Annotated in this window: 22 protein-coding genes; 6 read left to right on the top strand and 16 right to left on the bottom strand. The window is 71.6% G+C overall.

Going from position 1 to position 25,161, the window contains the following annotated elements; translation table 11 throughout:
• The first annotated feature begins 13 nt into the window (after window positions 1–13).
• From tal to pgl, 4 genes are read left to right on the top strand one after another with little or no spacing between them, the layout of a single operon-like run.
• Window positions 14–1,132 carry a transaldolase gene (gene tal / locus OG896_RS30875; RefSeq protein WP_329370592.1) on the top strand — a complete coding sequence of 373 codons (1,119 nt, stop codon included), beginning with the start codon at window positions 14–16 and terminating at the stop codon, window positions 1,130–1,132.
• Window positions 1,133–1,154: 22 nt separating this feature from the next.
• A complete protein-coding gene (gene zwf, locus OG896_RS30870) occupies window positions 1,155–2,678 on the top strand; it encodes a glucose-6-phosphate dehydrogenase (RefSeq protein ID WP_402449978.1) in 1,524 nt (507 codons plus the stop codon).
• Window positions 2,675–3,736, top strand: a complete 1,062-nt coding sequence (gene opcA / locus OG896_RS30865; protein WP_329370590.1) for a glucose-6-phosphate dehydrogenase assembly protein OpcA — start codon at window positions 2,675–2,677, stop codon at window positions 3,734–3,736. The genes zwf and opcA overlap by 4 nt, the downstream gene beginning before the upstream one ends.
• Window positions 3,733–4,515, top strand: coding sequence for a 6-phosphogluconolactonase (pgl, locus tag OG896_RS30860; RefSeq protein WP_329370589.1), 783 nt, complete (start codon window positions 3,733–3,735; stop codon window positions 4,513–4,515). Before opcA ends, pgl begins: the two co-directional genes overlap by 4 nt.
• A 172-nt stretch (window positions 4,516–4,687) precedes the next feature.
• Here pgl and pgi read toward each other — a convergent pair whose 3' ends face one another.
• The 3 genes from pgi to OG896_RS30845 all read right to left on the bottom strand — a co-directional run bounded on the left by pgi (window position 4,688) and on the right by OG896_RS30845 (window position 8,775).
• On the bottom strand, window positions 4,688–6,346 hold the full coding sequence (gene pgi, locus OG896_RS30855; protein ID WP_329370587.1) for a glucose-6-phosphate isomerase: 1,659 nt from the start codon (window positions 6,344–6,346) through the stop codon (window positions 4,688–4,690).
• A 277-nt stretch (window positions 6,347–6,623) separates the two neighbouring features.
• Window positions 6,624–7,388 carry an SIS domain-containing protein gene (locus OG896_RS30850; RefSeq protein ID WP_328462771.1) on the bottom strand — a complete coding sequence of 255 codons (765 nt, stop codon included), beginning with the start codon at window positions 7,386–7,388 and terminating at the stop codon, window positions 6,624–6,626.
• 178 nt (window positions 7,389–7,566) lie between these two features.
• The gene (locus OG896_RS30845) at window positions 7,567–8,775 is read right to left on the bottom strand and encodes an N-acetylglucosamine kinase (RefSeq protein ID WP_329370585.1); all 1,209 of its coding nucleotides are present in this window, start codon (window positions 8,773–8,775) and stop codon (window positions 7,567–7,569) included.
• A gap of 58 nt (window positions 8,776–8,833) precedes the next feature.
• Between OG896_RS30845 and OG896_RS30840 the strand changes: the two genes are divergently transcribed.
• Entirely contained in the window at window positions 8,834–9,721 is an 888-nt protein-coding gene (locus OG896_RS30840) for a MurR/RpiR family transcriptional regulator (RefSeq protein WP_328462775.1), read from the top strand.
• Window positions 9,722–9,759: 38 nt separating this feature from the next.
• Here OG896_RS30840 and OG896_RS30835 read toward each other — a convergent pair whose 3' ends face one another.
• From OG896_RS30835 to uvrA, 11 genes are all read right to left on the bottom strand, one after another.
• Window positions 9,760–10,095, bottom strand: coding sequence for an RNA polymerase-binding protein RbpA (locus tag OG896_RS30835; protein WP_073497103.1), 336 nt, complete (start codon window positions 10,093–10,095; stop codon window positions 9,760–9,762).
• Between the two features lie 228 nt (window positions 10,096–10,323).
• Window positions 10,324–10,560 (bottom strand): preprotein translocase subunit SecG, encoded by a 237-nt coding sequence (secG, locus tag OG896_RS30830; protein WP_329370583.1) that lies wholly within the window; start codon window positions 10,558–10,560, stop codon window positions 10,324–10,326.
• A gap of 126 nt (window positions 10,561–10,686) precedes the next feature.
• Entirely contained in the window at window positions 10,687–11,472 is a 786-nt protein-coding gene (gene tpiA, locus OG896_RS30825) for a triose-phosphate isomerase (RefSeq protein WP_329370581.1), read from the bottom strand.
• A gap of 6 nt (window positions 11,473–11,478) precedes the next feature.
• Window positions 11,479–12,693: a phosphoglycerate kinase gene (locus OG896_RS30820; protein WP_329370580.1), complete on the bottom strand. Its 1,215-nt coding sequence runs from the start codon at window positions 12,691–12,693 to the stop codon at window positions 11,479–11,481.
• Window positions 12,694–12,843: 150 nt separating this feature from the next.
• Window positions 12,844–13,848: a type I glyceraldehyde-3-phosphate dehydrogenase gene (gene gap, locus OG896_RS30815; protein WP_328462784.1), complete on the bottom strand. Its 1,005-nt coding sequence runs from the start codon at window positions 13,846–13,848 to the stop codon at window positions 12,844–12,846.
• A gap of 529 nt (window positions 13,849–14,377) precedes the next feature.
• Window positions 14,378–15,355: a DNA-binding protein WhiA gene (gene whiA / locus OG896_RS30810; RefSeq protein ID WP_103884000.1), complete on the bottom strand. Its 978-nt coding sequence runs from the start codon at window positions 15,353–15,355 to the stop codon at window positions 14,378–14,380.
• Window positions 15,346–16,365: a gluconeogenesis factor YvcK family protein gene (locus OG896_RS30805; RefSeq protein ID WP_328462789.1), complete on the bottom strand. Its 1,020-nt coding sequence runs from the start codon at window positions 16,363–16,365 to the stop codon at window positions 15,346–15,348. Before OG896_RS30805 ends, whiA begins: the two co-directional genes overlap by 10 nt.
• A 2-nt stretch (window positions 16,366–16,367) precedes the next feature.
• Window positions 16,368–17,261, bottom strand: coding sequence for an RNase adapter RapZ (rapZ, locus tag OG896_RS30800; RefSeq protein ID WP_329374384.1), 894 nt, complete (start codon window positions 17,259–17,261; stop codon window positions 16,368–16,370).
• Window positions 17,262–17,434: 173 nt separating this feature from the next.
• Entirely contained in the window at window positions 17,435–19,654 is a 2,220-nt protein-coding gene (gene uvrC, locus OG896_RS30795; protein ID WP_329370576.1) for an excinuclease ABC subunit UvrC, read from the bottom strand.
• A gap of 47 nt (window positions 19,655–19,701) precedes the next feature.
• The gene (locus OG896_RS30790; protein ID WP_329370574.1) at window positions 19,702–20,133 is read right to left on the bottom strand and encodes a Rieske (2Fe-2S) protein; all 432 of its coding nucleotides are present in this window, start codon (window positions 20,131–20,133) and stop codon (window positions 19,702–19,704) included.
• Window positions 20,134–20,275: 142 nt separating this feature from the next.
• The gene (gene uvrA / locus OG896_RS30785) at window positions 20,276–23,245 is read right to left on the bottom strand and encodes an excinuclease ABC subunit UvrA (RefSeq protein WP_329370572.1); all 2,970 of its coding nucleotides are present in this window, start codon (window positions 23,243–23,245) and stop codon (window positions 20,276–20,278) included.
• 245 nt (window positions 23,246–23,490) lie between these two features.
• On the opposite strand from uvrA, the gene OG896_RS30780 reads away from it, so the two are divergent.
• Entirely contained in the window at window positions 23,491–24,147 is a 657-nt protein-coding gene (locus OG896_RS30780) for an MBL fold metallo-hydrolase (protein WP_329370570.1), read from the top strand.
• A gap of 56 nt (window positions 24,148–24,203) precedes the next feature.
• Here the strand turns inward: OG896_RS30780 and OG896_RS30775 are convergent, their stop codons facing one another.
• Together OG896_RS30775 and OG896_RS30770 are read right to left on the bottom strand one after the other, a co-directional pair.
• The gene (locus OG896_RS30775; RefSeq protein ID WP_329370568.1) at window positions 24,204–24,683 is read right to left on the bottom strand and encodes a hypothetical protein; all 480 of its coding nucleotides are present in this window, start codon (window positions 24,681–24,683) and stop codon (window positions 24,204–24,206) included.
• The gene (locus tag OG896_RS30770) at window positions 24,680–25,159 is read right to left on the bottom strand and encodes a hypothetical protein (RefSeq protein WP_329370566.1); all 480 of its coding nucleotides are present in this window, start codon (window positions 25,157–25,159) and stop codon (window positions 24,680–24,682) included. The genes OG896_RS30775 and OG896_RS30770 overlap by 4 nt, the downstream gene beginning before the upstream one ends.
• Window positions 25,160–25,161 lie beyond the last annotated feature (2 nt).

Below are 25,161 nucleotides of genomic sequence, written 5' to 3'. Positions count from 1 at the left end.
AGATGCAATTCCCATGACAGACGCACTCAAGCGCCTCTCCGACGAAGGCGTCGCGATCTGGTTGGACGACCTGTCGCGCAAGCGCATCACGTCCGGCAACCTGGCAGAACTCATCGACCAGCAGCACGTGGTGGGTGTCACCACCAACCCGTCGATCTTCCAGAAGGCCATCTCCCAGGGCGACGGTTACGACGGACAGCTCAAGGACCTCGCGGCGCGGAAGCTGACCGTCGAGGAGGCGCTGCGGATGATCACCACCGCGGACGTCCGCGACGCCGCCGACGTCCTGCGTCCGGTCTACGACGCCAGCAACCACCAGGACGGCCGGGTGTCCATCGAGGTGGACCCGCGGCTGGCGCACAACACGGTGGCCACGGTCGCCGAGGCCAAGCAGCTGGCCTGGCTGGTCGACCGCCCGAACACCCTGATCAAGATCCCCGCGACCAAGGCCGGGCTGCCGGCGATCACCGAGGTGATCGGCAAGGGCATCAGCGTCAACGTCACGCTGATCTTCTCGCTGGAGCGGTACCGCGCGGTGATGGACGCCTACCTGTCCGGTCTGGAGAAGGCCAAGGCGGCCGGCCTGGACCTCGCCGAGATCCACTCCGTCGCGTCGTTCTTCGTCTCCCGCGTGGACACCGAGATCGACAAGCGGCTGGAGAAGATCGGCTCCGACCAGGCCAAGGCGCTCAAGGGCAAGGCCGCCGTGGCCAACGCGCGGCTGGCCTACCAGGCGTACGAAGAGGTCTTCGGCACCGACCGCTGGGCCGCCCTGGAGCGGGCCGGCGCCAACAAGCAGCGCCCGCTGTGGGCCTCCACCGGTGTGAAGGACCCCGCCTACTCCGACACGCTGTACGTCACGGAGCTGGTCGCGCCGAACACGGTGAACACCATGCCCGAGGCCACGCTGGAGGCGACCGCGGACCACGGCGAGGTCACCGGCGACACCGTCCGAGGCGGTTACGCGCAGGCGCAGACCGACATCGACGCGCTCGCCACGGTCGGCGTGTCGTACGACGACGTGGTGCAGGTGCTGGAGGACGAGGGCGTCGAGAAGTTCGAGGCGGCCTGGAACGAACTCCTGGACTCCACCAAGGCCGAACTCGAGCGGCTCGCCCCTTCGGAGGCGTGAGGTGACATCCGAGGACGAGAAGCTGACGGTGGGCAATCCGCTGCGTGACCCGCTCGACCGGCGGCTGCCGCGGATCGCCGGGCCGTCCGGCCTGGTGATCTTCGGGGTCACCGGCGACCTGTCCCGCAAGAAGCTGATGCCGGCGGTGTACGACCTGGCCAACCGCGGCCTGCTGCCGCCGGGCTTCGCGCTGGTCGGGTTCGCCCGCCGCCAGTGGGAGAACGAGGACTTCGCCCAGGAGGTGCACGACGCGGTCAAGGAACACGCCCGCACCCCCTTCCGCGAGGAGGTCTGGCAGCAGCTCGCCGAGGGCTGCCGCTTCGTCCAGGGCAACTTCGACGACGACAAGGCCTTCGAGCAGCTCAAGTCGACCATCGAGGACCTGGACAAGGCCCGCGGCACCGGCGGCAACTTCGCCTTCTACCTGTCCGTGCCGCCGAAGTTCTTCCCGAACGTGGTGCAGCAGCTGAAGAAGCACGGCCTGTCGCAGGGCACCGGCGACTCGTGGCGGCGCGCGGTGATCGAGAAGCCGTTCGGCCACGACCTGGCCAGCGCCCAGCAGCTCAACCAGATCGTGCACGACGTCTTCCCGCCCAACGAGGTCTTCCGTATCGACCACTACCTGGGCAAGGAGACCGTCCAGAACATCCTGGCGCTGCGCTTCGCCAACACCATGTACGAGCCGATCTGGAACCGGTCCTACGTCGACCACGTGCAGATCACCATGGCCGAGGACATCGGGATCGGCGGCCGCGCCGGGTACTACGACGGCATCGGCGCCGCGCGCGACGTCATCCAGAACCACCTGCTGCAACTGCTGGCGCTGACCGCGATGGAGGAGCCCGGCTCCTTCCATCCCAAGGCGCTCACCGCGGAGAAGCTGAAGGTGCTCGGCGCGGTCGTGCTCCCCGACGACCTGGGCAAGTACACCGTGCGCGGCCAGTACGCACACGCCTGGCAGGGCGGCGAGGAGGTGCTCGGGTACCTGGAGGAGGACGGCATCGACCCCAAGTCCAAGACCGACACCTACGCAGCGGTGAAGCTGGAGATCAACAACCGCCGGTGGGCGGGTGTGCCGTTCTACCTGCGCACCGGCAAGCGGCTCGGCCGCCGCGTCACCGAGATCGCGGTGGTCTTCAAGCGGGCCCCCTACCTGCCGTTCGAGTCCGGCGCCACCGAGGAGCTGGGCGAGAACGCGCTGGTCATCCGGGTCCAGCCGGACGAAGGCGTGACCGTGCGGTTCGGCTCCAAGGTGCCGGGCACCTCCACCGAGGTGCGGGACGTCACGATGGACTTCGCCTACGGCGAGTCGTTCACCGAGTCCAGCCCGGAGGCGTACGAACGGCTCATCCTGGACGTGCTGCTCGGTGACGCGAACCTCTTCCCGCGGCACCAGGAGGTCGAGCTGTCCTGGACCATCCTCGACCCCATCGAGCAGTACTGGGACAGGCACGGCAAGCCGGCGCAGTACGCGTCCGGCACCTGGGGCCCGACCGAGGCGGACGAGATGCTCGCACAAGACGGCAGGAGCTGGCGCAGGCCATGAAGATCGATCTGACGGACACCACGTCCTCGAAGATCAACGCCGGGCTGATCCAGGCCCGGCGGGCGATCGGCACCCCAGCGGTCGGCATGGTGCTGACGCTGGTCATCGTCACCGACGAGGGCAGCGCCTACGACGCGTTGAAGGCCGCGCACGAGGCGTCCAAGGAGCACCCCTCCCGGATACTGGTCGTCATCAAGCGGCCCGGGCGCTCGCCGCGGGACCGGGCGCTGGCCCGGCTGGACGCCGAGGTCGTGGTCGGCGACGAGGCGGGCACCGGCGAGACCGTGGTGCTGCGTATGCACGGCGAGCTGGCCAACCACGCCGAGTCGGTGGTCCTGCCGCTGCTGCTGCCGGACGCCCCCGCGGTGTGCTGGTGGCCGGACAAGGCCCCGGAAAACGCCGCGGAGGACCCGCTGGGCCGGCTGGCGGCGCGCCGGATCACCGACTCGGCGGCCGCCGAGGACCCGGTGGGCTCGCTCGGGCTGCGGGCGAAGACGTACTCACCCGGTGACACCGACCTGGCCTGGACCCGGATCACCCCGTGGCGCTCGATGCTGGCCGCCGCTCTCGACCAGCGGCACGGCAAGATCGAGAGTGCCTCGGTGGAGGGTGAGGCGTACAACCCGAGCGCCGAGCTGCTGGTGCTGTGGCTGGCGGACCGGCTCGGTGTGCCGGTGGAGCGCAAGGTCAGCAACGGCCCCGGGCTGACCGCGGTGCGGCTGGCCACCTCCGACGGCGACATCTGCCTGGACCGGCCCGAGGGCGGGCTGGCCGAGCTGGCGGTGCCGGGGCAGCCCGACCGCCATGTGGCGCTCAAGCGCCGGGAGACCGCGGAGCTGATCGCCGAGGAGCTACGCAGGCTCGACCCGGACGACATATACCGCGCCACCGTGAAGTTCGGCGAGCGGCAGCTGCTGAGCTCCGACGGGATCGCGCGTGCGGCCGGGTCCAACGGGTCCAACGGGTCGGGAGCCAAGGCCGAGGGCGCGGCGAAGGCGACGCCGGCGAAGAAGGCCGCTTCCGGCTCGGGCTCCGGTAAGGCGGCGGCGGAGAAGTGAGTACCCCGCAGGTGGTCGTCCACCGGGACAAGGAGCTGATGGCGCGGGCCGCGGCGGCCAGGCTGATCACGAAGATCGTGGACGCCCAGGCCGCCCGTGGCTCCGCCTCGGTGGTGCTCACCGGCGGGCGGAACGGCAACGGGCTGCTGGCCGCGCTCGCCGAGGCCCCGGCGCGTGACGCCGTGGACTGGGCGCGGCTGGACCTGTGGTGGGGCGACGAGCGGTTCCTCCCCGAGGGGGACCCGGAGCGCAACCACACGCAGGCCCGGGAGGCGCTGCTGGACTCGGTGCCGCTCGACCCGGCCCGGGTGCACCCGATGGCGCCGTCCGACGGTGCCTACGAGTCCGACGTGGAGGCCGCCGCGGCGGCCTACGCGACGGAGCTGGCCGCCGCGGCCGGGCCGGAGGACCACACCCGGGTGCCGTCGTTCGACGTCCTCATGCTGGGCGTCGGCCCGGACACCCATGTGGCCTCGCTCTTCCCGGAGCACCCCGGCACCCGGGAGACCGTCCGCACCGTGATCGGTGTGCACGGCTCGCCGAAGCCGCCGCCGACCCGGATCTCGCTGACCTTCCCGGCGATCCGCTCGGCCCGGGAGGTGTGGCTGCTCGCCGCGGGCGAGGACAAGGCAGGTGCGGTCGCGCTCGCGCTGTCCTCGCCGGGGGAGGTCCAGGCACCCGCCTCGGGCGCCTACGGCCGGGCCCGCACGCTGTGGCTGCTGGACCGCGCGGCGGCCGCGAAGATCCCCGCCGAGCTGTATCCGGCGGCCTCGTCGTAGCGGTGGCGCCGTCGGCAGACCGACGAAGGGGGCCCGGAATCCGTGATTCCGGGCCCCCTTCGTGGTGCCGCGGCCAGGCCGGGCGGCCCCGACCCGCAGGCCGCCTCGGGCTCAGCCGCCTCCAGCTCAGCCGCCTCCCGTTCGGCCGCCTCCGGCCTCAGCCGCCTCGGGCTCAGCGGCCGCGCAGCTCGCGGTACTTCGCCACGAGCGCCTTCGTGGACGGGTCCAGGCCCGGCACGTCGGCGCCCTCGGTGAGCGCGGGCTCGACCCGCTTGGCCAGCACCTTGCCGAGCTCGACGCCCCACTGGTCGAAGGAGTCGATGTTCCACACCGCGCCCTGGACGAACACCTTGTGCTCGTAGAGCGCGATGAGCTGGCCGAGCACGGACGGGGTCAGCTCGGTGGCGAGGATGGTGCTGGTGGGGTGGTTGCCGCGGAAGGTCTTGTGCGGCACCAGTTCCTCGGGCACCCCTTCGGCGCGAACCTCGTCCGGGGTCTTGCCGAACGCCAGCGCCTGCGTCTGCGCGAAGAAGTTCGCCATCAGCAGGTCGTGCTGCCCGGCGAGCGGGCCGAGTTCGGGCAGCGGCCGGGCGAAGCCGATGAAGTCGGCGGGCACGAGCTTGGTGCCCTGGTGCAGCAACTGGTAGTACGCGTGCTGGCCGTTGGTGCCCGGGGTGCCCCAGACCACCGGGCCGGTCTGCCAGTCCACCGGGTTGCCCGCGCGGTCCACGGACTTGCCGTTGGACTCCATGTCGAGCTGCTGGAGGTAGGCGGTGAACCGGCTCAGGTAGTGGCTGTAGGGGAGCACCGCGTGCGACTGCGCGTCGTGGAAGTTGCCGTACCAGATGCCGAGCAGGCCGAGCAGCAGCGGGACGTTCCGCTCGGGGGGCGCGGTCCTGAAGTGCTCGTCGACCAGGTGGAAGCCGGCCAGCATGCTCCGGAAGGCCTCGGCGCCGATCGCGATCATCAGGGACAGGCCGATCGCGGAGTCGTACGAGTAGCGGCCGCCGACCCAGTCCCAGAACTCGAACATGTTCTGCGTGTCGATGCCGAACTCCGCGACCTTCTCCGCGTTCGTGGACAGCGCCACGAAGTGCTTGGCCACCGCCTCGTCGCCGGCGCCGAGTTCGCCGAGCAGCCACTGCCGGGCGGACGTCGCGTTGGTGATGGTCTCGATGGTGGTGAAGGTCTTGGAGGCGACGATGAACAGCGTCTCCGCGGCGTCCAGGTCGCGCACGGCCTCGTGCAGGTCGGCGCCGTCCACGTTGGAGACGAAACGGACCGTCAGGTCGCGGTCGGCGTAGGCACGCAGCACCTCGTAGGCCATGGCCGGGCCGAGGTCGGAGCCGCCGATGCCGATGTTGACGACGTTCTTGATCCGCTTGCCGGTGTGGCCGGTCCACTCACCCGAGCGGACCCGGTCGGCGAAGACCGTCATCTTGTAGAGCACGGCGTGCACGGCCGGTACGACGTTCTGCCCGTCCACCGCGATCGTCGCGGACTGCGGGGCGCGCAGGGCCGTGTGCAGCACCGCGCGGTCCTCGGTGACGTTGATCCGCTCGCCGTCGAACATGGCGTCCCGCAGCTCGAACACCCCGGTGGCCGCGGCCAGTTCCCGCAGCAGCCGGAGGGTCTCGTCGGTGATGAGCTGCTTGGAGTAGTCCAGGTGGAGGTCGCCGACCTGGAGGGTGTAGCGGCTGCCCCGGTCGGGGTCGCGGTCGAACAGGTCCCGCAGATGGGTGCCGGACAGCTCCTCGCTGTGCTTGGCGAGTGCGTGCCACTCGGGGCGCTGGTCGAGCCGGGGGGTGCCCTGCGCGTTCGTTTCGGACATCAGTCCACTTCTCCTCGTCCTCGCTGCGACACCCAAACTAATTGATGGCACGCCAGAACGAGATCCGGCACCCGGGCGCGCCGCCCACCGGCCGCTTCGCCGTCACCGGACCGCCGGTGAACCGGGGCCCAACCAGGACCGGACCGCGGATGAACGGTCCCCCGCCGGCCGCCGGACCACCGGCGAACGGCCCTGGGGCCGCCGCCGGTTCGGGGCCGTTTCGGGCCGGTGCGGGGCCGGTTCGCAGCCGGTTCGCGGCCGGTTCGGGGCCGGGCGGTCAGAAACCGCCGCGGTGGATACGGCCCGCGTACCGCTCCTCCAGCACCTTGTTCCGCTCGTGGCCGCCGGGGAGGTTCGCGGAGATGTAGATCGGCGCGTCGTGGCCCTCCGCGCCCAGCAGGCCGACGGCCTCGGCGACGGCCATCTGCACCAGCAGCGCCGAGGTGATCGTGGACACCCCGCCCAGGGCGCCGCCACCCGGCAGCGGCAGCAGCGCGTCGCCGGCGGGGGCGCAGTTGTCCAGCACGGCGTCCGCGAGGTCGGCCAGCCGCTTGCCGCTGGAGTGCAGGGCCGGCACCGCGCGGGTGTGGGTGAGCGAGGTGAGCGCGATCAGCGGGTGGCCGGCCTCCTTCACGTGCAGCGCCATGTCGACGATCGAGTTGTTGACGCCGGAGTTGGAGACGATCACGAACACGTCCTGCGGGCGCGGCGTGGCCAGTTCGTACAGCCGCCGGGCCAGGCCCGGGGAACGCTCCAGCAGCGGGTCGGCGAGCACCGCGCGGTCCTCGCCGCCGCGCAGCACCAGGTCGGACAGGCCGATCCGGTTGGTGGGGATCAGGCCGCCGGCCCGGCCGACCAGTTCCATCACGGTGGCCTGCGAGTGGCCGGTGCCGAAGCCGTGGATCACGCCGTCGGCGGCCACGCAGTCCGCGAGGAGCCGGGCCGCGGCCGCCACGGTCTCCTTGTTCGCGCCGATCGCCCGCTCCACCGCCGCGCGGCCCTCGTCGGCGAACGTCGCGGCGCTGATCTGTCCCTCGGCCATGCCCGGGTCCCCTTTGCGGAAGTCCTGCTGCTGGAGCTCTGCGGATGTACGGATGCGATTCCGGTTGATTGAACCAACCGTTCAATACGTCGATGAAACATTGAGCCACCATCGCCCGTCAAGACACCCGGGTGCCGGATGCTCCGCCGCTCACCGCGAACCGCCCGAATCTCCCGGTTCACACCGCCGCGTCCGGTGCGCCCCGACCGCCCGGACCGCCTCCGCCGAGCAGCCCGCACGCGAGCGCGGCAGCACCGGTGGAGCCGTCCGCGACCGGGAAGACCCGCAGCCCACGATCCGCCAGCCGCTCGGTCACCCGGCCCAGCAGCGGCCCGCCCGGCCCCAGCAGCCCACCGGTCGCCACCAGCGGCTCGCCCGGCCGCGGCTCCAGCGAGCGCACCGTCGCCGCGAGCAGCCCGGCCGCCGCGTCCAGCAGGCCCCGCGCCACCGCGTCGCCCGCCTCCGCCTCCTCGACCACGGTCGGGCTGAGCGCGCCCAGCCGGGCCGGCGCCTGCTCGTACGCCCGCGTGACGACGACCTCCCCGAGCAGGTGCCGCGCCACCGCGTCGCTGGCCGGGCCGACCTCCAGCGCCCGCCGCAGCACGTCGTCGCTCCCCGGGTCCCCTCCTCCGACCGCCGACCCTACGGCCGCCGACCCACCGGCCGCCGACCCACCGACATCCGGTCCCCCGGCTCCGCCCGCCGCGCCGCCCAGGTAGTGCGCCACCACCCGCGGCACCAGCGTCGTCCACGGACCGCGGCCGTCCAGCGCCTCCAGCGCCGCCCGCGTCGCGCGGTTGCCGAGCCAGAACCCGCTGCCCTCGTCGCCGAGCAGCCAGCCGTGGCCGTCGGAGACCGCGGCGCGGCGGCCTCCGGCGAGGCGGGCGGCGATGGCGCCGGTGCCCGCGATGAGCACGAGCCCGTCGGAGGGGGCGCCGGGGGCCGCGGCGAGAGCGACCTCGGTGTCGCCGCCGACGGCGACCGGCACCCCGGTGATCCCGTGCGCGGCGAGCGCGTCGCGCAGGCAGGACACGGCCAGTTCCTCCCCGCGCTCCGGCCCTATCCCCGGCGCCGCCCCCGCGAACCCCCCGTATGCCGCGCCGATCCGGCCCCGTACCTCCGGATCGGCGGGCAGCGCGTGTGCCACGGCCTCACCCACGGCCGCGGCGAGATGGCGGGTCAGGTCGGCGCGGCCGACGCTCATCGCGTTGCCCGGGCCGCCGCTCCCCCGACCGAGCACCCGGCCGCCGGGCACGCCCACCGCCAGGCAGGCCCGGCTGCGCGTCCCGCCCGCGTCGATGCCCACGACCAGGGGCGGCCGGCCCGCCGCCCCATCCGGGTCGATACCGCTGCCGCCGCCCGCCGGGTGGCTGTAGATTTCACTCATCACCACGCATCGTGGTTGATGAATTCACCGCCGCACAACCCCGACGGGACGAGTCGTCATGATCACCGCACTGATCCGCACCGAACTTCCCCGGATGTCCGGGTCGCTGCGCAAGGTCGGCGAGTTGGTGCTCGCCGATCCGGTCGCGGCCACCCACGGCTCCGCGGCGGAGCTGGGGCGGCGCACGGGGACCTCGCAGGCGACGGTGACGCGGTTCTGCCGGGCGCTGGGCCTGGAGTCCTACCAGCAGCTGCTGATCGAGCTGGCGCAGGAGCAGGGCCGTACCGAGGCCGAGCCGCGAAGTGCCGCGCTGGGCCCGCGGATCGGGCCGGACGACGACCTGGAGCAGGTGATCGGCGTCGTCGCGGAGGCGGATCTGCGGGCGCTGCGGCACACCGCGGAACTGCTGGACCGGGAGGCGCTGGAACGGGCCGCGCAGGCCCTCGCCCGGGCCCGCAGGATCGACGTCTACGGGGTCGGCGGCTCCGGCATCGTCGCCCACGAGACGCAGGCCCGGCTCTTCGGCATCGGCTGTGCCGCCCACGCCTGGACCGAGGTGCACGCCGCGGAGACCTCAGCGGCCCTGCTGACGCCCTCCGACGCGGTGGTGGCGGTTTCCCACTCGGGCACCACCCGCGAGGTCCTGGAGCCCCTGCGGCTGGCCGCGGACCGGGGGGCGGCGACCGTGGCCGTCACCGGCGACCCGCGCTCGCCCATCGCGCAGGCCGCCGACGTCCGCCTGACGTCGTTCTCCGGCGAGACCAGCTTCCGGCGCGGCAACTTCGGCACCCGCCACTCCGTGCTGCTGATCGTGGACTGCCTCTACGCCCGCGTCGCGCAGCTCACCTACGAGCGGGCGACCGCCTCCATCGCGCTGACCGCGCACATCGCGGCGGCCCACACCACGAAAAAGGCCCCCGGCCGCCGGACCGGCTCAGCTTCCTGAGCCGACCCGGCGGTCGGGGGCGGGCGAAGAGCCCGGAACTAGATCTCGCCCCGGAGCTTCGCCAGTGCCTCGGCGAGGATCGCCTCGCCGTCGGCGGCCGAGCGGCGCTCCCGTACGTACGCCAGGTGTGTCTTGTACGGCTCGGTGCGCGGCGGTGCCGGCGGGTTCTCCTCGTCCTGCCCGGCCGGGAAGCCGCAGCGGGGGCAGTCCCAGGTCTCCGGGATCTGCGCGTCGCTGGCGAAACTCGGCTGGGTCTCGTGCCCGTTGGAGCACCAGAAGGAGATGCGCAGGCGCGGAGCGGACTCGCCGCGCTCGGCCTCTCCCATCGGCCCCGCTCCGACCCGACTGCCACGGATCGCGTTGCCACTTGCCACGGTCGTAACTCCCTGCGTGATGGTGCTGCGAGGTCGCCCACTTGACGGAGACCGGTTCGCCCCCGCACCTGGCGGGAAAGGGCACGGTATCCCAAGACGCGCGTCCATGATAAGTCGTGGACAAGTCGTCTTCGCGACACGGCGTCAATTCGCCCGCAATGGGCGGTAGTCGGACGGGGCGCGCGCGTCACCCGCGCGGGTGGGCCACAAGGCCCCTTACGGCGCCCGCTAGTTCTTCACCTTCATCACGATGCCGAGAGCGACGATGCACGCGAACCACAACAGGCCGATCACCACGGTGATCCGGTCGAGGTTGCGCTCGGCCACCGACGAACCGCCGACGGAGGACTGCATGCCGCCGCCGAACATGTCGGAAAGGCCGCCGCCCTTCCCCTTGTGCATGAGCACGAGCAGCAGGAGCAGCAGGCTGAAGATGATGAGGGCGATGGAGAACCCGATGACCACGGCTGGACCAACTCTCTCGACTACATGACGGCACTACACGGTTACGGCGCGGGGCCGGAGGCGGTGTCGCTACACCACTCCGGCCCCGACAGGGTACTTCACCAGCCCCCTGACTTCACCGGTCCGTCACTGGTCCCGGAACCGGACGATCTTGACGAACTCCTCCGGGTCCAGCGCGGCGCCGCCCACCAGGGCGCCGTCCACGTCCGGCTGGGCCATGATCGCGGCCACGTTGCCCGCCTTGACCGAGCCGCCGTACTGGATACGGACGCCGTCGGCGAGCTCCTGGTCGTACAGCTCCGCCAGCCGGCCGCGGATCGCCGCACAGACCTCCTGGGCGTCCTCGGGGGTGGCCACCTCGCCGGTGCCGATCGCCCAGACCGGCTCGTAGGCGATGACGATCCCCGCCGCCTGCTCCGCGGGCACGTCCTTGAGCGCGCCGTCGAGCTGGGCGAGGGTGTGCGCGACCTGGTTGCCGGCCTTGCGGACGTCCAGGCCCTCTCCGACGCACACGATCGGGGTCAGGCCGTGCCGGAACGCGGCCTTCACCTTGCTGTTGACGATCTCCTCGTCCTCGCCGTGGTACTGGCGGCGCTCGGAGTGACCGATCGCCACGTACTCGCACTTCAGCTTCGCCAGCATCGGCCCGGAGATCTCGCCGGTGTACGCACCGTGGTCGTGCGCCGACACGTCCTGGGCGCCGTACTTGATCCGCAGCCGGTCGCCGTCCACCAGGGTCTGCACGGAGCGCAGGTCGGTGAAGGGCACCAGGACGGCGACCTCGACCGCGTCGTGGTCCCTGTCGTTGAGGCCGAAGGAGAGCTTCTGGACGTGCGCGATGGCCTCGAGGTGGTTGAGGTTCATCTTCCAGTTGCCCGCCATCAGCGGGGTGCGGGTGCTCTGCTCACTCATCGGTCTTCAGTTCTCCAAAGCGGAAAGGCCGGGCAGCGTCTTGCCTTCGAGGTACTCCAGGCTGGCGCCGCCGCCGGTGGAAATATGGCCGAAAGCATTCTCGTCGAATCCCAGGATGCGGACAGCCGCGGCAGAGTCGCCGCCGCCGACCACGCTGAACGCGGGAGCGTCGACCAGCGCCTGCGCGACGGCGCGGGTGCCGTCGGCGAAGTCGGGGTGCTCGAAGACGCCCATCGGGCCGTTCCAGAAGATGGTCGCCGCGTCGGCGAGCTTCGCGGCGAACAGCTTGCGGGACTCCGGGCCGATGTCCAGGCCGATCAGGTCGGCGGGGATGGCGTCCACGGGAGCGGTGACCGGCTCCGCCGGCGCCTTCGTCTTCAGGTCGGGGAACTGCGTGGCGCCGATCACGTCGACCGGCAGCACGAACTCCACGCCCTTGGCCTTCGCCCGCTCCAGGTACTCGGTGACGACCGGGATCTGGTCCTCCTGGAGCAGGCTCTTGCCGACCTCGTGGCCCTGGGCCTTGAGGAAGGTGAAGACCATGCCGCCGCCGACCAGGATGCGGTCGGCCTTGTCCAGCAGGTGGTCGATGACGCCGAGCTTGTCGGACACCTTCGAGCCGCCGAGCACCACCGCGTAGGGGCGGGAGACGTCCTCGGTGAGCTTCTTCAGCACCCCGACCTCGGTGGCGATCAGGCCGCCGGCGGCGTGCGGCAGCCGGGCCGGCAGGTCGTACACCGAGGCGTGCTTGCGGTGCACCGCGCCGAAGCCGTCACCGACGTAGGTGTCGGCGAGGGCGGCGAGCCGGTCGGCGAACGCGCCGCGCTCGGCGTCGTCCTTGCTGGTCTCGCCGGGGAAGAAGCGCAGGTTCTCCAGCAGCACCACGTCGCCGGCGCCGGCGCCCTCCAGCGCCTGCCGGGTCTGCTCGCCGACCGTGTCAGTGCCGAACAGCACGTGGCGGTCCAGCAGTTCGGCCAGCCGGTCGCGGACCGGGGCGAGCGAGAACTTCGGGTCGGGCTCGCCCTTGGGGCGGCCCAGGTGCGAGGCGACGACCACCGTGGCGCCGGCCTCGGCGAGCTTGGCGATGGTCGGCACGGCGGCCCGGATACGGCCGTCGTCGGTGATGGTCGTGCCGTCCAGCGGCACGTTGAGGTCGGCGCGGACGAACACCCGCTTGCCCTCGACCTGTCCGTCGGCGATCAGATCGTCGATCGTCTTCATCTGTCGGGTCTCCTGTGAGTAGGGTCCGGCACCGGACGCACGCGAACAGGGCCCGGACGGCGCGTCATCGCGCTCGTCCGGACCCTGTCGCTCACATCACGGTGCGGTGGCTGACGGAAACGGCTACGCGGCCGCGGTTCCGGCGGTGCCTCAGAGCCGGTCGCCGACGAAGACCGTGAGGTCCACCAGGCGGTTGGAGTAGCCCCACTCGTTGTCGTACCAGCCGATGACCTTGACGGTCTTGCCCTGCACCATGGTCAGCTTCGAGTCGAAGGTGCACGACGCCGGGGTGTTGACGATGTCCGAGGACACGATCGGGTCCTCGGTGTACTCCAGCAGACCCTTGAGCTGGCCCTCGGCGGCCTTCTGGAAGGCCGCGTTGACCTCGTCCTTGGTGACCTCGCGCTCCAGGTCGACCACCAGGTCGGTGACCGAGCCGGTCGGGACCGGGACGCGCATGGCCATGCCGTCGAGCTTGCCGGCCAGCTCCGGGATGACCAGCGCGGTGGCCTTGGCGGCACCCGTGGTGGTCGGGATGATGTTCTCCGCGGCGGCACGGGCGCGACGCAGGTCCTTGTGCGGGAAGTCCAGGATGCGCTGGTCGTTGGTGTACGCGTGCACCGTCGTCATCAGGCCCTTGACGATGCCGAAGTTCTCCAGCAGCACCTTCGCCATCGGCGCCACACAGTTCGTGGTGCAGGAGGCGTTGGAGATGATGTTGTGCGCCGCCGGGTCGTACGCGTCCTGGTTGACGCCCATCACGATGGTGATGTCCTCGTCGGTGGCGGGCGCCGAGATGATGACCTTCTTGGCGCCGCCGGCGATGTGCTTGCCCGCGTCGGCCGCCTTGGTGAAGATCCCGGTGGACTCGATCACGATGTCGACGCCCAGCTCGCCCCAGTTGATGGCGGCGGGGTCGCGCTCGGCGAGCACCTTGATGGTGTGGCCGTCCACGGTGATCGTGTCGGCGGTGTGGGTGACCTCGGCCTTGAGGCGCCCCAGGATGGTGTCGTACTTCAGCAGATGTGCCGTGGTCGCGGTGTCACCCAGGTCGTTGACAGCCACGATCTCGATGTCCGCACCCTGCTCCAGGATGGCGCGGAAGAAGTTACGACCGATGCGGCCAAAGCCGTTGATGCCTACCCGGATCGTCACGAACCGATCTCCTCGCTCAGTCGCCGGAGTCCCTCTCCGGCTGCGAAATATGGGATGTCCCCGACCACCCCCGACCCTACCTCCCCGGCGTGTACGAGGTGACATCGGCAAGCCACGTAGCGGCTGCGCCGCGGCAACGGTCCGGGGTTCCGCCCCTAGCTCCGCCGGGGGCGCCCCCACCCAGGCGAAGCTCTGGGGGAGGTACTGCGCGCTCGGCCAGATGCGGTGGCGCGCCGGGCCCGCGGGCCCAGACCCCGCGGCGGGTATCCGGACCACCGGCCGGCGGGTGGCCGGTCGCGCAGTTCCCCGCGCCCCTGAAGGGGCACCCCCGCCCGGGAGGGAACCCCGGGGTCAGCACCCAGGCGAAGCTCTGGGGGAGGTACTGCGTGCTCGGCCAGATGCGGTGGCGCGCCGGGCCCGCCGGCCCAGCCCCCGCGGCCGGTATCCGGACCACCGGCCGGCGGGTGGCCGGTCGCGCAGTTCCCCGCGCCCCTGAAGGGGCACCCCCGCCCGGGAGGGAACCCCGGGGTCAGCCGACCATTTCCTCGGTGAGGTTGGCCTCGGTGCCGGGCATCCCGAGATCGGACGCACGCTTGTCCGCCATCGCGAGCAGCCGCCGGATACGCCCGGCCACCGCGTCCTTCGTCAGCGGCGGCTCCGCGAGGGAACCGAGCTCCTCCAGGGACGCCTGCTTGTGGTCCATCCGCAGCCGCCCGGCAGCGGCGAGGTGCTCGGGGACGTCGTCCCCGAGGATCTCCAGGGCGCGCTGCACCCGCGCCCCCGCGGCCACCGCCGCACGAGCGGACCTGCGGAGATTCGCATCGTCGAAGTTGGCGAGCCGGTTCGCGGTCGCGCGCACCTCGCGCCGCATCCGCCGCTCCTCCCAGGCGAGCACGGAGTCGTGGGCGCCGAGCCGGGTGAGCAGCGCGCCGATCGCGTCGCCGTCGCGGACCACGACGCGGTCCACGTTGCGCACCTCGCGGGCCTTCGCCGGGATCTGCAACCGGCGGGCGGCCCCGACCAGCGCGAGGGCGGCCTCGGGCCCGGGGCAGGTCACCTCCAGGGAGGAGGACCGGCCGGGCTCGGTGAGCGACCCGTGCGCGAGGAAGGCGCCGCGCCAGGCCGCCTCCGCGTCGCAGGTCGCGCCGGAGACGACCTGCGGGGGCAGCCCGCGGATCGGGCGGCCGCGCCCGTCCACCAGGCCGGTCTGCCGGGCCAGCTGGTCGCCTCCGGCCACCACCCGCACGACGTACCGGCTGCCGCGGCGCAGCCCGCCCGGGGCCATCACCACCAGGTCGGAGGCGTGCCCGAAGATCTCCAGGATGTCCTTGCGCAACCTGCGCGCCGCGATCCCGGTGTCGAGTTCCGCCTCGATCACGATCCGCCCGCTCACCAGGTGCAGGCCGCCCGCGAAGCGCAGGATCGACGAGACCTCCGCCTTGCGGCAGCAGGTCCGGGTGACGGGGAGCCGGGAAATCTCGTCCTTCACCGCTGCCGTCATCGCCATGGGCCGATCCTTCCACGCATACGAAAAATCCGGTCATACGCGGCCGCCAACGACTCGGGGTCGTGCCGCGGCCCGTCGGGGGCGGCGACCCGGGCCAGTTCGACCGTTGCGCCCAACTTCTGGGCGGCCTGTTCCAGGCTGTCCCGGTCGGGTACGGCGGCTTCGTCGGCGAGAACCACGTCGATGGTGAGTTTAGGGGCGTGTCGGCCCAAAACCTCCAAGTGACGCTGCGGAGAAAAACCTTCGGTCTCTCCGGGTTGCGGCGCGAGGTTGAGCGTGAGCACCCGCCGGGCCCTGGTCTGGGCCACCGCGTCGGCCAACTCCGGTACCAGCAGGTGCGGGATGACCGAGGAGAACCACGAACCCGGGCCGAGCACCACCCAGTCCGCGTCCATCACCGCCTGCACCGCCTCGGGCACCGCCGGCGGGTCGGCGGGCACCAGGTGCACCTCCTGCACCTCGCCGGGCGTCAACGCGACGGTGGCCTGCCCCCGTACGGTGGACACGGCGTCGGGCAGTTTCGGGTCGTGGCCGCGGACGATCGCCTCCAACTCCAGCGGCACCGCCGACATCGGCAGCACCCTGCCGTGCGCGCCCAGCAGCCGGCCCACCCACTCCAGGGCGGCGACCTCGTCCTTCAACTGCTCCCACAGCGCGACGATCAGCAGGTTGCCGACCGCGTGGCCGTGCAGGTCGCCGCCGCTGACGAAGCGGTGCTGGAGCACCCGCGACCAGGTCTGCCCCCACTCGTCGTCGCCGCACAGCGCGGCCAGCGCCTTGCGCAGGTCGCCGGGGGGCAGCACCCCCATCTCGGCGCGCAGCCGCCCGCTGGAGCCGCCGTCGTCGGCGACCGTGACCACCGCGGTCAGATCGCCGGTGATCCGGCGCAGCGCGGCCAGGGAGGCGGACAGGCCGTGGCCGCCGCCCAGGGCGACCACCTTCGGCGGTACCCCGGACCGGCGGCCCGAGGCGGCGTCCTTGCCGCCGCGGCGCCGCCGCCTACCCGTCATGATCACTCGCGCCCCATGTCCCTGTGTACGGTCACCGTTTCCACTCCGTCCGCCGCCAGCCGCGCCGCGAGCCGTTCCGACATCGCCACGCTGCGGTGCTTGCCGCCGGTACACCCGACGGCGATGGTCACATAGCGCTTGCCCTCGCGCCGGTAGCCCGACGCGATGATGTGCAGCAGCTCGGCGTACCGGTCCAGGAACTCCTTGGCGCCGGGCTGGTTGAACACGTACGTGGCCACCTCGTCGTTGAGCCCGGTGAAGGGACGCAGCTCCGGCACCCAGTGCGGGTTGGGCAGGAAGCGGCAGTCCACCACCAGGTCGGCGTCGACGGGAAGCCCGTACTTGTAACCGAACGACATGACGGTGGCCCGAAGTTCCGGTTCCTCGTCACCGGCGAACTGGGCGTCGAGCTTGGCCCGCAGTTCGTGCACGTTGAGACTGGAGGTGTCGATCACCAGGTCGGCGTCGCCGCGCAGTTCGCGCAGCAGGTCGCGTTCGGCCGCGATGCCGTCGACGATCCGGCCGGTGCCCTGAAGGGGGTGCGGGCGGCGGACGGACTCGAAGCGCCGCACCAGCGCGTCGCCGGACGCCTCCAGGAAGATCACCCGGCGCTTGACGCCCTTGGTGGCGAGGTCGGCGAGCGACTCGCGCAGGTTGTCGAAGAACTGCCGGCCGCGCACGTCGACCACCACCGCGATCCGCGCCACGTTCCCCTGGGAGCGGGCGCCGAGGTCGACCATGGTGGGGATGAGGGCGGGCGGCAGGTTGTCCACGACGAACCAGCCGAGGTCCTCCAGGCACTTGGCCGCGGTGCTGCGGCCGGCTCCGGACATGCCGGAGATGATCACGAGTTCGGGGATGGGTGCCGGGGTCTCCCCCGCTGCGCCGCTGGTCATGTCGGTGCTGGTCCCGTTGTCGGCGGTGTTCTCGTCGATGGTGCTGTTCCCGTTGGTGGTGCGGATGTCGTCGGTGGTGCCGGTCTCGTCGGCGGTGCCGCTCGCGTCGCCGGAGCCGGTCTTGCCGGTGCTGCCGGTGCCCGGTGTGGCGGTCCTGGGTTCTTCGTGCTCGCTCATCTGCTCTTCCCCCGATGGTCTGACGGGTCTGCCGCGGGCCCGGCGGACTGCCCGTCGCTGTCCTCGATGATCTCTCCGGTCGCGGTGTTCACGGCCGGCCCGGCCGGTGCCGCGGCCGCCAGGGTGGCGGCGACCGTCTCCGCGGTGCGAAGGCCGATCCCCGGTACCTCGCAGATCTCCGCGATGGTCGCCGAGCGCAGCCGCTTCAGCGAGCCGAAGTGCTTGAGCAGGGCCTGCTTGCGGGTTGCGCCGAGCCCGGGCACCGCGTCCAGGGCGCCGGCCTTCATCGACTTGGAGCGCTTGCTGCGCTGGTAGGCGATGGCGAAGCGGTGTGCCTCGTCGCGGACCCGCTGGAGCAGGTACAGGCCCTCGCTGGTGCGCGGCAGGATCACCGGGTCGTCGTCGCCCGGCAGCCAGACCTCCTCCAGCCGCTTGGCCAGTCCGCAGACCGCGACGTCGTCTATGCCGAGCTCGGCCAGGGCCCGGCTCGCGGCGGCGACCTGGGGCTGGCCGCCGTCGACCACGACGAGCTGCGGCGGGTAGGCGAACTTGCGGGGGCGCCCGGTGTCGGGGTCGATCGGACCGCCGACCGCCTCGTCCTGCTCCGCCGCGTCGTCGTGCCCGGCCAGGTCGTGCCCGTGCCCGGCCAGGTGATCGGCCAGGTCGTGCTCGTGTCCGGCCAGGTGATCGGCCAGGTCGTGGTCGTGGTCGTCGGGCTGCTGCCGGCCGCCGTCGGGCGGGCCCTGCTGGTCCTGCGGGTTCTCCTCCTGCTCCTCCCACTCGCTGGTGCGCTGCTTCTCCTGGAGGTAGCGGCGGAACCGGCGGGTGATCACTTCGTGCATGGACCGGACGTCGTCCTGCCCGGCGAACGACTTGATCTGGAAGCGGCGGTACTCGCTCTTACGGGCCAGGCCGTCCTCGAAGACCACCATGGACGCCACCACGTCGTCGCCCTGGAGGTGGCTGATGTCGTAGCACTCGATACGCAGCGGCGCCGTGTCGAGGTCGAGGGCGGTGGCGATCTCCTCCAGCGCGCGGGAGCGGGTGGTCAGGTCCGAGGCGCGCTTGGTCTTGTGCAGGGCCAGCGCCTGCTGCGCGTTGCGCTGCACGGTGGCCATCAGGTCCTTCTTGTCGCCGCGCTGCGGCACCCGCAGGCTGACGTGCGAACCGCGCCGCTCGGCCAGCCACTGCGCCACCGGCTCCTCCGGCTCGGGCAGCGCCGGGACCAGCACTTCCTTGGGCACGCCGCCGCTGCCGCCGGACTGCTCCGCGTCACCGCGCTCGTCGCCGTACAGCTGCTGGATGGCGTGCTCGACCAGGCCCGCGGTGTCGACCGCCTCCACCTTGTCGGTGACCCAGCCGCGCTGCCCGCGCACCCGGCCGCCGCGGACGTGGAAGATCTGCACGGCCGCTTCGAGTTCGTCCTCGGCGACCGCGATCAGGTCGGCGTCGGTGGCGTCGGCGAGCACCACCGCGTTCTTCTCCATGGCGCGGCGCAGCGCCTCGATGTCGTCGCGCAGCCGGGCCGCCTGTTCGTACTCCATGGCGGCGGCCGCGTCCTTCATCCGCTGCTCCAGCCGGCGCAGGTAGGTGCCGGTGTGGCCGGCCATGAAGTCGCTGAACTCCTCGGCGAGTTCACGATGGTCCTGCGGGCTGATCCGGCCTACGCAGGGCGCGGAGCACTTGCCGATGTAGCCGAGCAGGCAGGGCCGGCCGATCTGCGCGGAACGCTTGAACACCCCGGCCGAGCAGGTGCGGACCGGGAAGACCCGCAGCAGCAGGTCGACGGTCTCGCGGATCGCCCACGCGTGGGCGTACGGCCCGAAGTAGCGCACGCCCTTGCGCTTGGGCCCGCGCATCACCTGGACCCGCGGGAACTCCTCGTTCATCGTCACGGCGAGCGACGGATAGCTCTTGTCGTCGCGGTACTTGACGTTGAACCGCGGGTCGAACTCCTTGATCCAGGAGTACTCCAGCTGCAGCGCCTCGACCTCGGTGGAGACCACCGTCCACTCCACGGACGCGGCGGTGGTCACCATCGTGGCGGTGCGCTGGTGCAGGTTGGTGATGTCCTGGAAGTACGACGACAGGCGCTGCCGCAGGCTCTTCGCCTTGCCGACGTAGATCACCCGGCGGTGCTCGTCCCGGAACTTGTAGACCCCTGGGGAGTCGGGGATCTGGCCCGGCTTCGGTCGATAGCTGCTGGGGTCTGCCATGCCTTCCACCCTACTGTCGGGAGACGACGATCCAGGGGCAGGAGCGGTCAGGTCGCGGGGCCCGCCGTCAGCTTGCCGCCGACCGCCTTGATGTCCACCGCCGGCAGCGCCTTCGGGGCCGGGCCGCGCACGACGGCGCCGGTCTCGGCGTTGAACTCGCTGCCGTGGCACGGGCAGGACGCGGTGGTGCCGTCCACCGTGTCGAGCACGCAGCCCTCATGGGTGCAGACCGCGCTGAACGCCTTGAAGGTGCCCTGGGTCGGCTGCGACACCAGCACCTTGTCGTCGCGGAAGAGCTTGGCGCCGCCGACCGGCACCGCGGAGGACGCGCCGAGGTCCACCGGCTTGGTCGGGCCGTCCGCGGAGTCGTTCTTCTTGCCGCCGCACGCGCTGAGGCCGACTCCGGCGGCTCCGACGGCGCCGGCCAGGGCCGCGCCGCGAAGGACGGTCCGACGGGTGGCGGGCAGTTCGGTGGACATGGGCGCTCCTGGTGCGGGATGTGACCGGTCTTGCGGTCCGTACCTTACGTCCCGCACCTGGACGCCTTTGCGACGGCATACCGCGACAATGTCCCCGGCCCGCGTGGAGCCGGGGACACCTGCCGTCCGGGACGCCCGCCGGCTATGCCTTGGCGGCGCGCTTGCGCGGAGCCACGGCCTTCTTCGCCGTCTTCGCTGTCTTCGCCGCCGCGGTCGCCTTCTTCGCCGGAGCCCGCTTCCTGGGCGCGGGCACGGCCGCGTCGCTGACCGCGTCCGGGCTGAGGATGTCCCGCAGGAACTTGCCGGTGTGGCTGGCCGGGACGCCCGCGATCTGCTCGGGGGTGCCCTCGGCGACCACCAGCCCGCCGCCGCTGCCGCCCTCGGGGCCCATGTCCACCACCCAGTCGGCGGTCTTGATCACATCGAGGTTGTGCTCGATGACGATCACGGTGTTCCCCTTGTCGACCAGCCCGGAGAGCACCTTGATCAGCTTGCTGATGTCCTCGAAGTGCAGACCGGTGGTGGGCTCGTCCAGCACGTAGACGGTGCTGCCGGTGGCGCGCCGCTGCAGTTCGGAGGCGAGCTTCACCCGCTGCGCCTCGCCGCCGGAGAGGGTCGGGGCGGGCTGGCCGAGCCGGACGTACCCCAGACCGACTTCGTTGAGGGTGCGCAGGTGGCGGGCGATGGCGGGCACCGCCTCGAAGAAGTCCAGCGCCTCCTCGATCGGCATGTCCAGCACCTCGGCGATGGACTTGCCCTTGTAGTGCACCTCAAGGGTCTCCCGGTTGTACCGCGCGCCGTGGCAGACCTCGCAGGGGACGTAGACATCCGGGAGGAAGTTCATCTCGATCTTGATGGTGCCGTCGCCCGAGCAGTTCTCGCAGCGGCCGCCCTTGACGTTGAAGGAGAAGCGGCCGGGCAGATAACCGCGGACCTTCGCCTCCATCGTCTCGGCGAACAGCTTGCGGACGTTGTCGAAGACGCCGGTGTACGTGGCCGGGTTGGAGCGCGGGGTGCGGCCGATCGGCGACTGGTCGACGTGCACCACCTTGTCCACCAGGTCGTCGCCGTCCACCCGGGTGTGGCGGCCGGGGACGCTGCGGGCGCCGTTCAGCTCGCGGGCGAGGTGGGTGTACAGGATGTCGTTGACCAGGGTGGACTTGCCGGAGCCGGAGACACCGGTGACCGCGGTGAGCACGCCCAGCGGGAAGGACACGTCGATGTCCTGGAGGTTGTGCTCGCGGGCGCCGTGCACCGTCAGCCGGCGCGCACGGTCGATCGGGCGGCGGTCGGCCGGGGTCGGGATGGAGCGCTTGCCGGAGAGGTACTGCCCGGTCAGCGACTCCTCGTTGACCAGCAGCTCCTTCAGGGAGCCGGAGTGGACGACCTTGCCGCCGTGCTCGCCGGCGCCGGGGCCGATGTCCACCACCCAGTCGGCGGTCTTGATGGTGTCCTCGTCGTGCTCGACGACGATCAGGGTGTTGCCCAGGTCACGCAGCCGGACCAGGGTCTCGATCAGCCGGTGGTTGTCCCGCTGGTGCAGGCCGATGGAGGGCTCGTCCAGGACGTAGAGCACGCCGACCAGGCCGGAACCGATCTGGGTGGCCAGCCTGATCCGCTGCGCCTCGCCGCCGGACAGGGTGCCCGCGGCGCGGTTGAGCGAGAGGTAGTCCAGGCCGACGTCGACCAGGAAGCGAAGCCGCTCGTTGACCTCCTTGAGGACGCGCTCGGCGATCTTCTTGTCGCGGGCGGCGAGCTTCATCCCGGCCAGGAACTCGGCGCAGTCGCTGATCGACATCGCGGCGACGTCGGCGATCGACCTGTCCTGCACGGTGACCGCCAGAACGATCGGCTTCAGCCGCCGGCCCTCACAGGTGGGGCAGGGCACCGCCCGCATGTACCCCTCGAAGCGCTCGCGGCTGGAGTCGCTCTCCGACTCGTTGTGCCGGCGGCGGACGTAGGGGATCACGCCCTCGAAGTGCGTGGTGTACGAGCGCTCGCGGCCGAACCGGGTCTTGTACGCCACCCGGACCTCGGACTTGTGCCCGTAGAGCAGCGCCTTCTTGGCGCGCGCGGGCAGACCCGCGTACGGGATGTCGGTGCGGAAGCCGACCTCCTTGGCGACGCTCTGCACCAGCTTGTCGAAGTACCCCTTGGACATGCCGCTGGACCACGGTGACAGGGCGCCCTCGTCGAGCGACTTCTGCTCGTCGGGCACGATCAGCTCGGGGTCGATCTCCATCCGGGAGCCGATGCCGGTGCAGTCCGGGCAGGCGCCGAAGGGCGAGTTGAAGGAGAAGGAGCGCGGCTCCAGCTCCTCGAACGACAGGTCGTCGTAAGGGCAGTAGAGGTGCTCGGAGAACATCCGCTCGCGCTGCGGGTCGTCCTCGGGCAGGTCGACGAAGTCGAGGATGACCATGCCGCCGGAGAGGCCGAGCGCGGTCTCCACCGAGTCGGTGAGGCGGCGCTTGGCGCTGTCCTTGACGGTGAGGCGGTCGACGACCACCTCGATGGTGTGCTTCTCCTGCTTCTTCAGCTTGGGCGGGTCGGTGAGCTGGACGGTGGCGCCGTCCACCCGGGCCCGGCTGTATCCCTTGGTCTGGAGGTCGGAGAAGAGGTCGACGAACTCGCCCTTGCGCTCGCGCACCAGCGGGGAGAGCACCTGGAAACGGACGCCCTCCTCCAGCTCCAGCACCCGGTCCACGATCGCCTGCGGGGACTGCCGGGCGATCGGACGGCCGCACTCGGGGCAGTGCGGCTTGCCGATCCGGGCGAAGAGCAGCCGCAGGTAGTCGTAGACCTCGGTGATGGTGCCGACGGTCGAGCGCGGGTTGCGGGAGGTGGACTTCTGGTCGATGGAGACGGCCGGTGACAGGCCCTCGATGAAGTCCACGTCGGGCTTGTCCATCTGCCCGAGGAACTGCCTGGCGTAGGACGAGAGCGACTCGACGTACCGGCGCTGGCCCTCCGCGAAGATCGTGTCGAAAGCGAGCGAGGACTTCCCGGAACCGGACAGCCCGGTGAACACGATGAGCGAGTCCCGGGGCAGGTCCAGCGAGACGTTCCGGAGATTGTGCTCGCGAGCGCCGCGGACGGTGAGTCGGTCGGCCACGCCAGTGCACCTTTCCGTAGTAGGGGGACGGTGAACGGTCAACACCCCCCGGTCAGCCTAAACGGGGAACGGTCGACATTTCTTCCTCTCGGACCTCTTGCCGGTCCTGTCGCCGCCGTCTGGCCCGGCCGCTGCGACACTCACGACTCTATAGCACGCACATTCGATTCCCGGCCTTCCACTGCCCCTTTCACCCGATCGTGTGGTGCATGCGTCCCAGGCGTGACAGGCCATAGGCTGGGCGCATGGCGTATACGGGAGAGGTCACGGTCGGCGGCACGCCCGACGTGCACGAGCTGGAAGACCTGATCATCACGAAGGTCGCGGTCGGCCCCATGAACAACAACGCGTACCTGCTGCGCTGCCGGGCCACCGGCGAGCAGCTGCTGATCGACGCGGCCAACGACGCGGGGACCCTGCTGGAGGTCGTCGGTACCGATGGTCTCACTTCCGTGGTCACCACCCATCAGCACGGCGACCACTGGCAGGCGCTCCAGGACGTGGTGACGGCCACCGGGGCCGCCACCTACGCCGGGCGCGAGGACGCCCCGGGCATCCCCGTGCCCACCGGCACCCTGCTGGACGACGGCGACACCGTCCCGCTCGGCCCGCTGCGCCTCACCGTCCGCCACCTCGTGGGCCACACCCCCGGCAGCGTCGCCGTCATCTACGACGACCCGCACGGTCACCCGCACGTGTTCACCGGCGACTGCCTGTTCCCCGGCGGCGTGGGCAACACGCACGACGACCCCGCCGCGTTCACCAGCCTCCTCGACGGCGTGTCGGCCAAGCTCTTCGACGTCCTCCCGGACGAGACCTGGGTCTACCCGGGCCACGGCGACGACACGACCATCGGCGCCGAGCGCCCCCACCTCGCGGAGTGGCGCGCACGCGGCTGGTGAGCGGGGCAGGGCCGCAGGGCCGGCCGGACCGGTCCGGCCGTGCGGTCCGGTACGGCTCAGTCCCGGCGGCGGGTCAAGCGCATCGTCCAGTTGGTCAGCCAGGTGGCGCCGCCGTCGGTGGAGAACGCCTGCTCCCACCGGGCGGCGTCGGCGGTGACGCCGCTCCACAGGAACCGGACCCGCACGTTGCGGCCCTCGTGGCGGTCGTTGCCGTGGAACTCGCCGACGCCGTCGGTGAAGCGGCCGACGACCGGTGGGAACAGGGTGCCGGTGCGCTCGCTCGCCCAGTACAGGGACCACTCCTGGCGGACAGGGTCGTGGAGCCGCAGGGTCAGGCCGGCGGAGCCCTTGGTGGGGAAGGTCACCTCGTCGAAGTTGGCGTTCCCCCCGAAGTGGCCGGAGGCGCGGCTCACGCCGGGGAACTCCTCCCAGGGCGACTGCGGGTCGAGGAAGTCGGTGCGCCGCCGGTTGGCGACGTCCCAGGTGCCGACGAGGAAGTCGAAGTCGTGCGCGGTGCTGCTCGGGGTGCTGGTCACGGGCGGTCTCCGGTGGTGCCGTCGGGAAGGGTGTCCAGGAGGTAGGCGTCCAGGTCGGGCGGGTCGGCGGCCAGGACGTGCCGCACCCAGGCGTCCCGCTCGTGCAGCAGCGGCGGCAGCTCCCAGACGCAGCCGATCAGCGACCGCTCGACCCGGACGAAGCGGGTCGGGTCGTGGTCGGGGCAGCCGAGCACTGGCTGCCCGGCCGCCGCTCCCGCGAAGTGCAGGGCGTTGTCCCAGGCCCAGGTGTAGGCGTTGAGGTAGGCGCCGTCGTCCCCTCCCCTGTGGAGGACGACGAAGCCCGCGCCGGGCGTCCCGTCGGGTTCGGGCAGCAGGTCGGGCAGGAGCGCGTACGCGGCCGCCTCGACCTCCGGCGCGATCCCCGCGGGGTCGGCGGTGACGTGGTACCGCTTGAGGCGGCGACCGCCGACCTCCAGCGGCGGCCGCGCGGTCAGCAGTTTCTCGGTGAAAGGCATGG

The sequence above is a fragment of the Streptomyces sp. NBC_00669 genome, assembly GCF_036226785.1.
Lineage (GTDB): Bacteria > Actinomycetota > Actinomycetes > Streptomycetales > Streptomycetaceae > Actinacidiphila.
Note: the sequence above shows the minus strand (reverse complement) of the source record. Positions and strands in the feature narration are given on the sequence as shown.

What these genes read in the sequence shown, in the direction of transcription:
- tpiA (WP_329370581.1), bottom strand. Translation starts at nt 11,472, where the DNA reads ATGAGTGAGCAGAGCACCCGCACCCCGCTGATGGCGGGCAACTGGAAG.
- tal (WP_329370592.1), top strand. Translation starts at nt 14, where the DNA reads ATGACAGACGCACTCAAGCGCCTCTCCGACGAAGGCGTCGCGATCTGG.
- OG896_RS30820 (WP_329370580.1), bottom strand. Translation starts at nt 12,693, where the DNA reads ATGAAGACGATCGACGATCTGATCGCCGACGGACAGGTCGAGGGCAAG.
- whiA (WP_103884000.1), bottom strand. Translation starts at nt 15,355, where the DNA reads ATGGCGATGACGGCAGCGGTGAAGGACGAGATTTCCCGGCTCCCCGTC.
- opcA (WP_329370590.1), top strand. Translation starts at nt 2,675, where the DNA reads ATGAAGATCGATCTGACGGACACCACGTCCTCGAAGATCAACGCCGGG.
- OG896_RS30790 (WP_329370574.1), bottom strand. Translation starts at nt 20,133, where the DNA reads ATGTCCACCGAACTGCCCGCCACCCGTCGGACCGTCCTTCGCGGCGCG.
- pgi (WP_329370587.1), bottom strand. Translation starts at nt 6,346, where the DNA reads ATGTCCGAAACGAACGCGCAGGGCACCCCCCGGCTCGACCAGCGCCCC.
- uvrC (WP_329370576.1), bottom strand. Translation starts at nt 19,654, where the DNA reads ATGGCAGACCCCAGCAGCTATCGACCGAAGCCGGGCCAGATCCCCGAC.
- OG896_RS30850 (WP_328462771.1), bottom strand. Translation starts at nt 7,388, where the DNA reads ATGGCCGAGGGACAGATCAGCGCCGCGACGTTCGCCGACGAGGGCCGC.
- OG896_RS30805 (WP_328462789.1), bottom strand. Translation starts at nt 16,365, where the DNA reads ATGACGGGTAGGCGGCGGCGCCGCGGCGGCAAGGACGCCGCCTCGGGC.
- OG896_RS30770 (WP_329370566.1), bottom strand. Translation starts at nt 25,159, where the DNA reads ATGCCTTTCACCGAGAAACTGCTGACCGCGCGGCCGCCGCTGGAGGTC.
- OG896_RS30840 (WP_328462775.1), top strand. Translation starts at nt 8,834, where the DNA reads ATGATCACCGCACTGATCCGCACCGAACTTCCCCGGATGTCCGGGTCG.
- OG896_RS30845 (WP_329370585.1), bottom strand. Translation starts at nt 8,775, where the DNA reads ATGAGTGAAATCTACAGCCACCCGGCGGGCGGCGGCAGCGGTATCGAC.
- rapZ (WP_329374384.1), bottom strand. Translation starts at nt 17,261, where the DNA reads ATGACCAGCGGCGCAGCGGGGGAGACCCCGGCACCCATCCCCGAACTC.
- OG896_RS30780 (WP_329370570.1), top strand. Translation starts at nt 23,491, where the DNA reads ATGGCGTATACGGGAGAGGTCACGGTCGGCGGCACGCCCGACGTGCAC.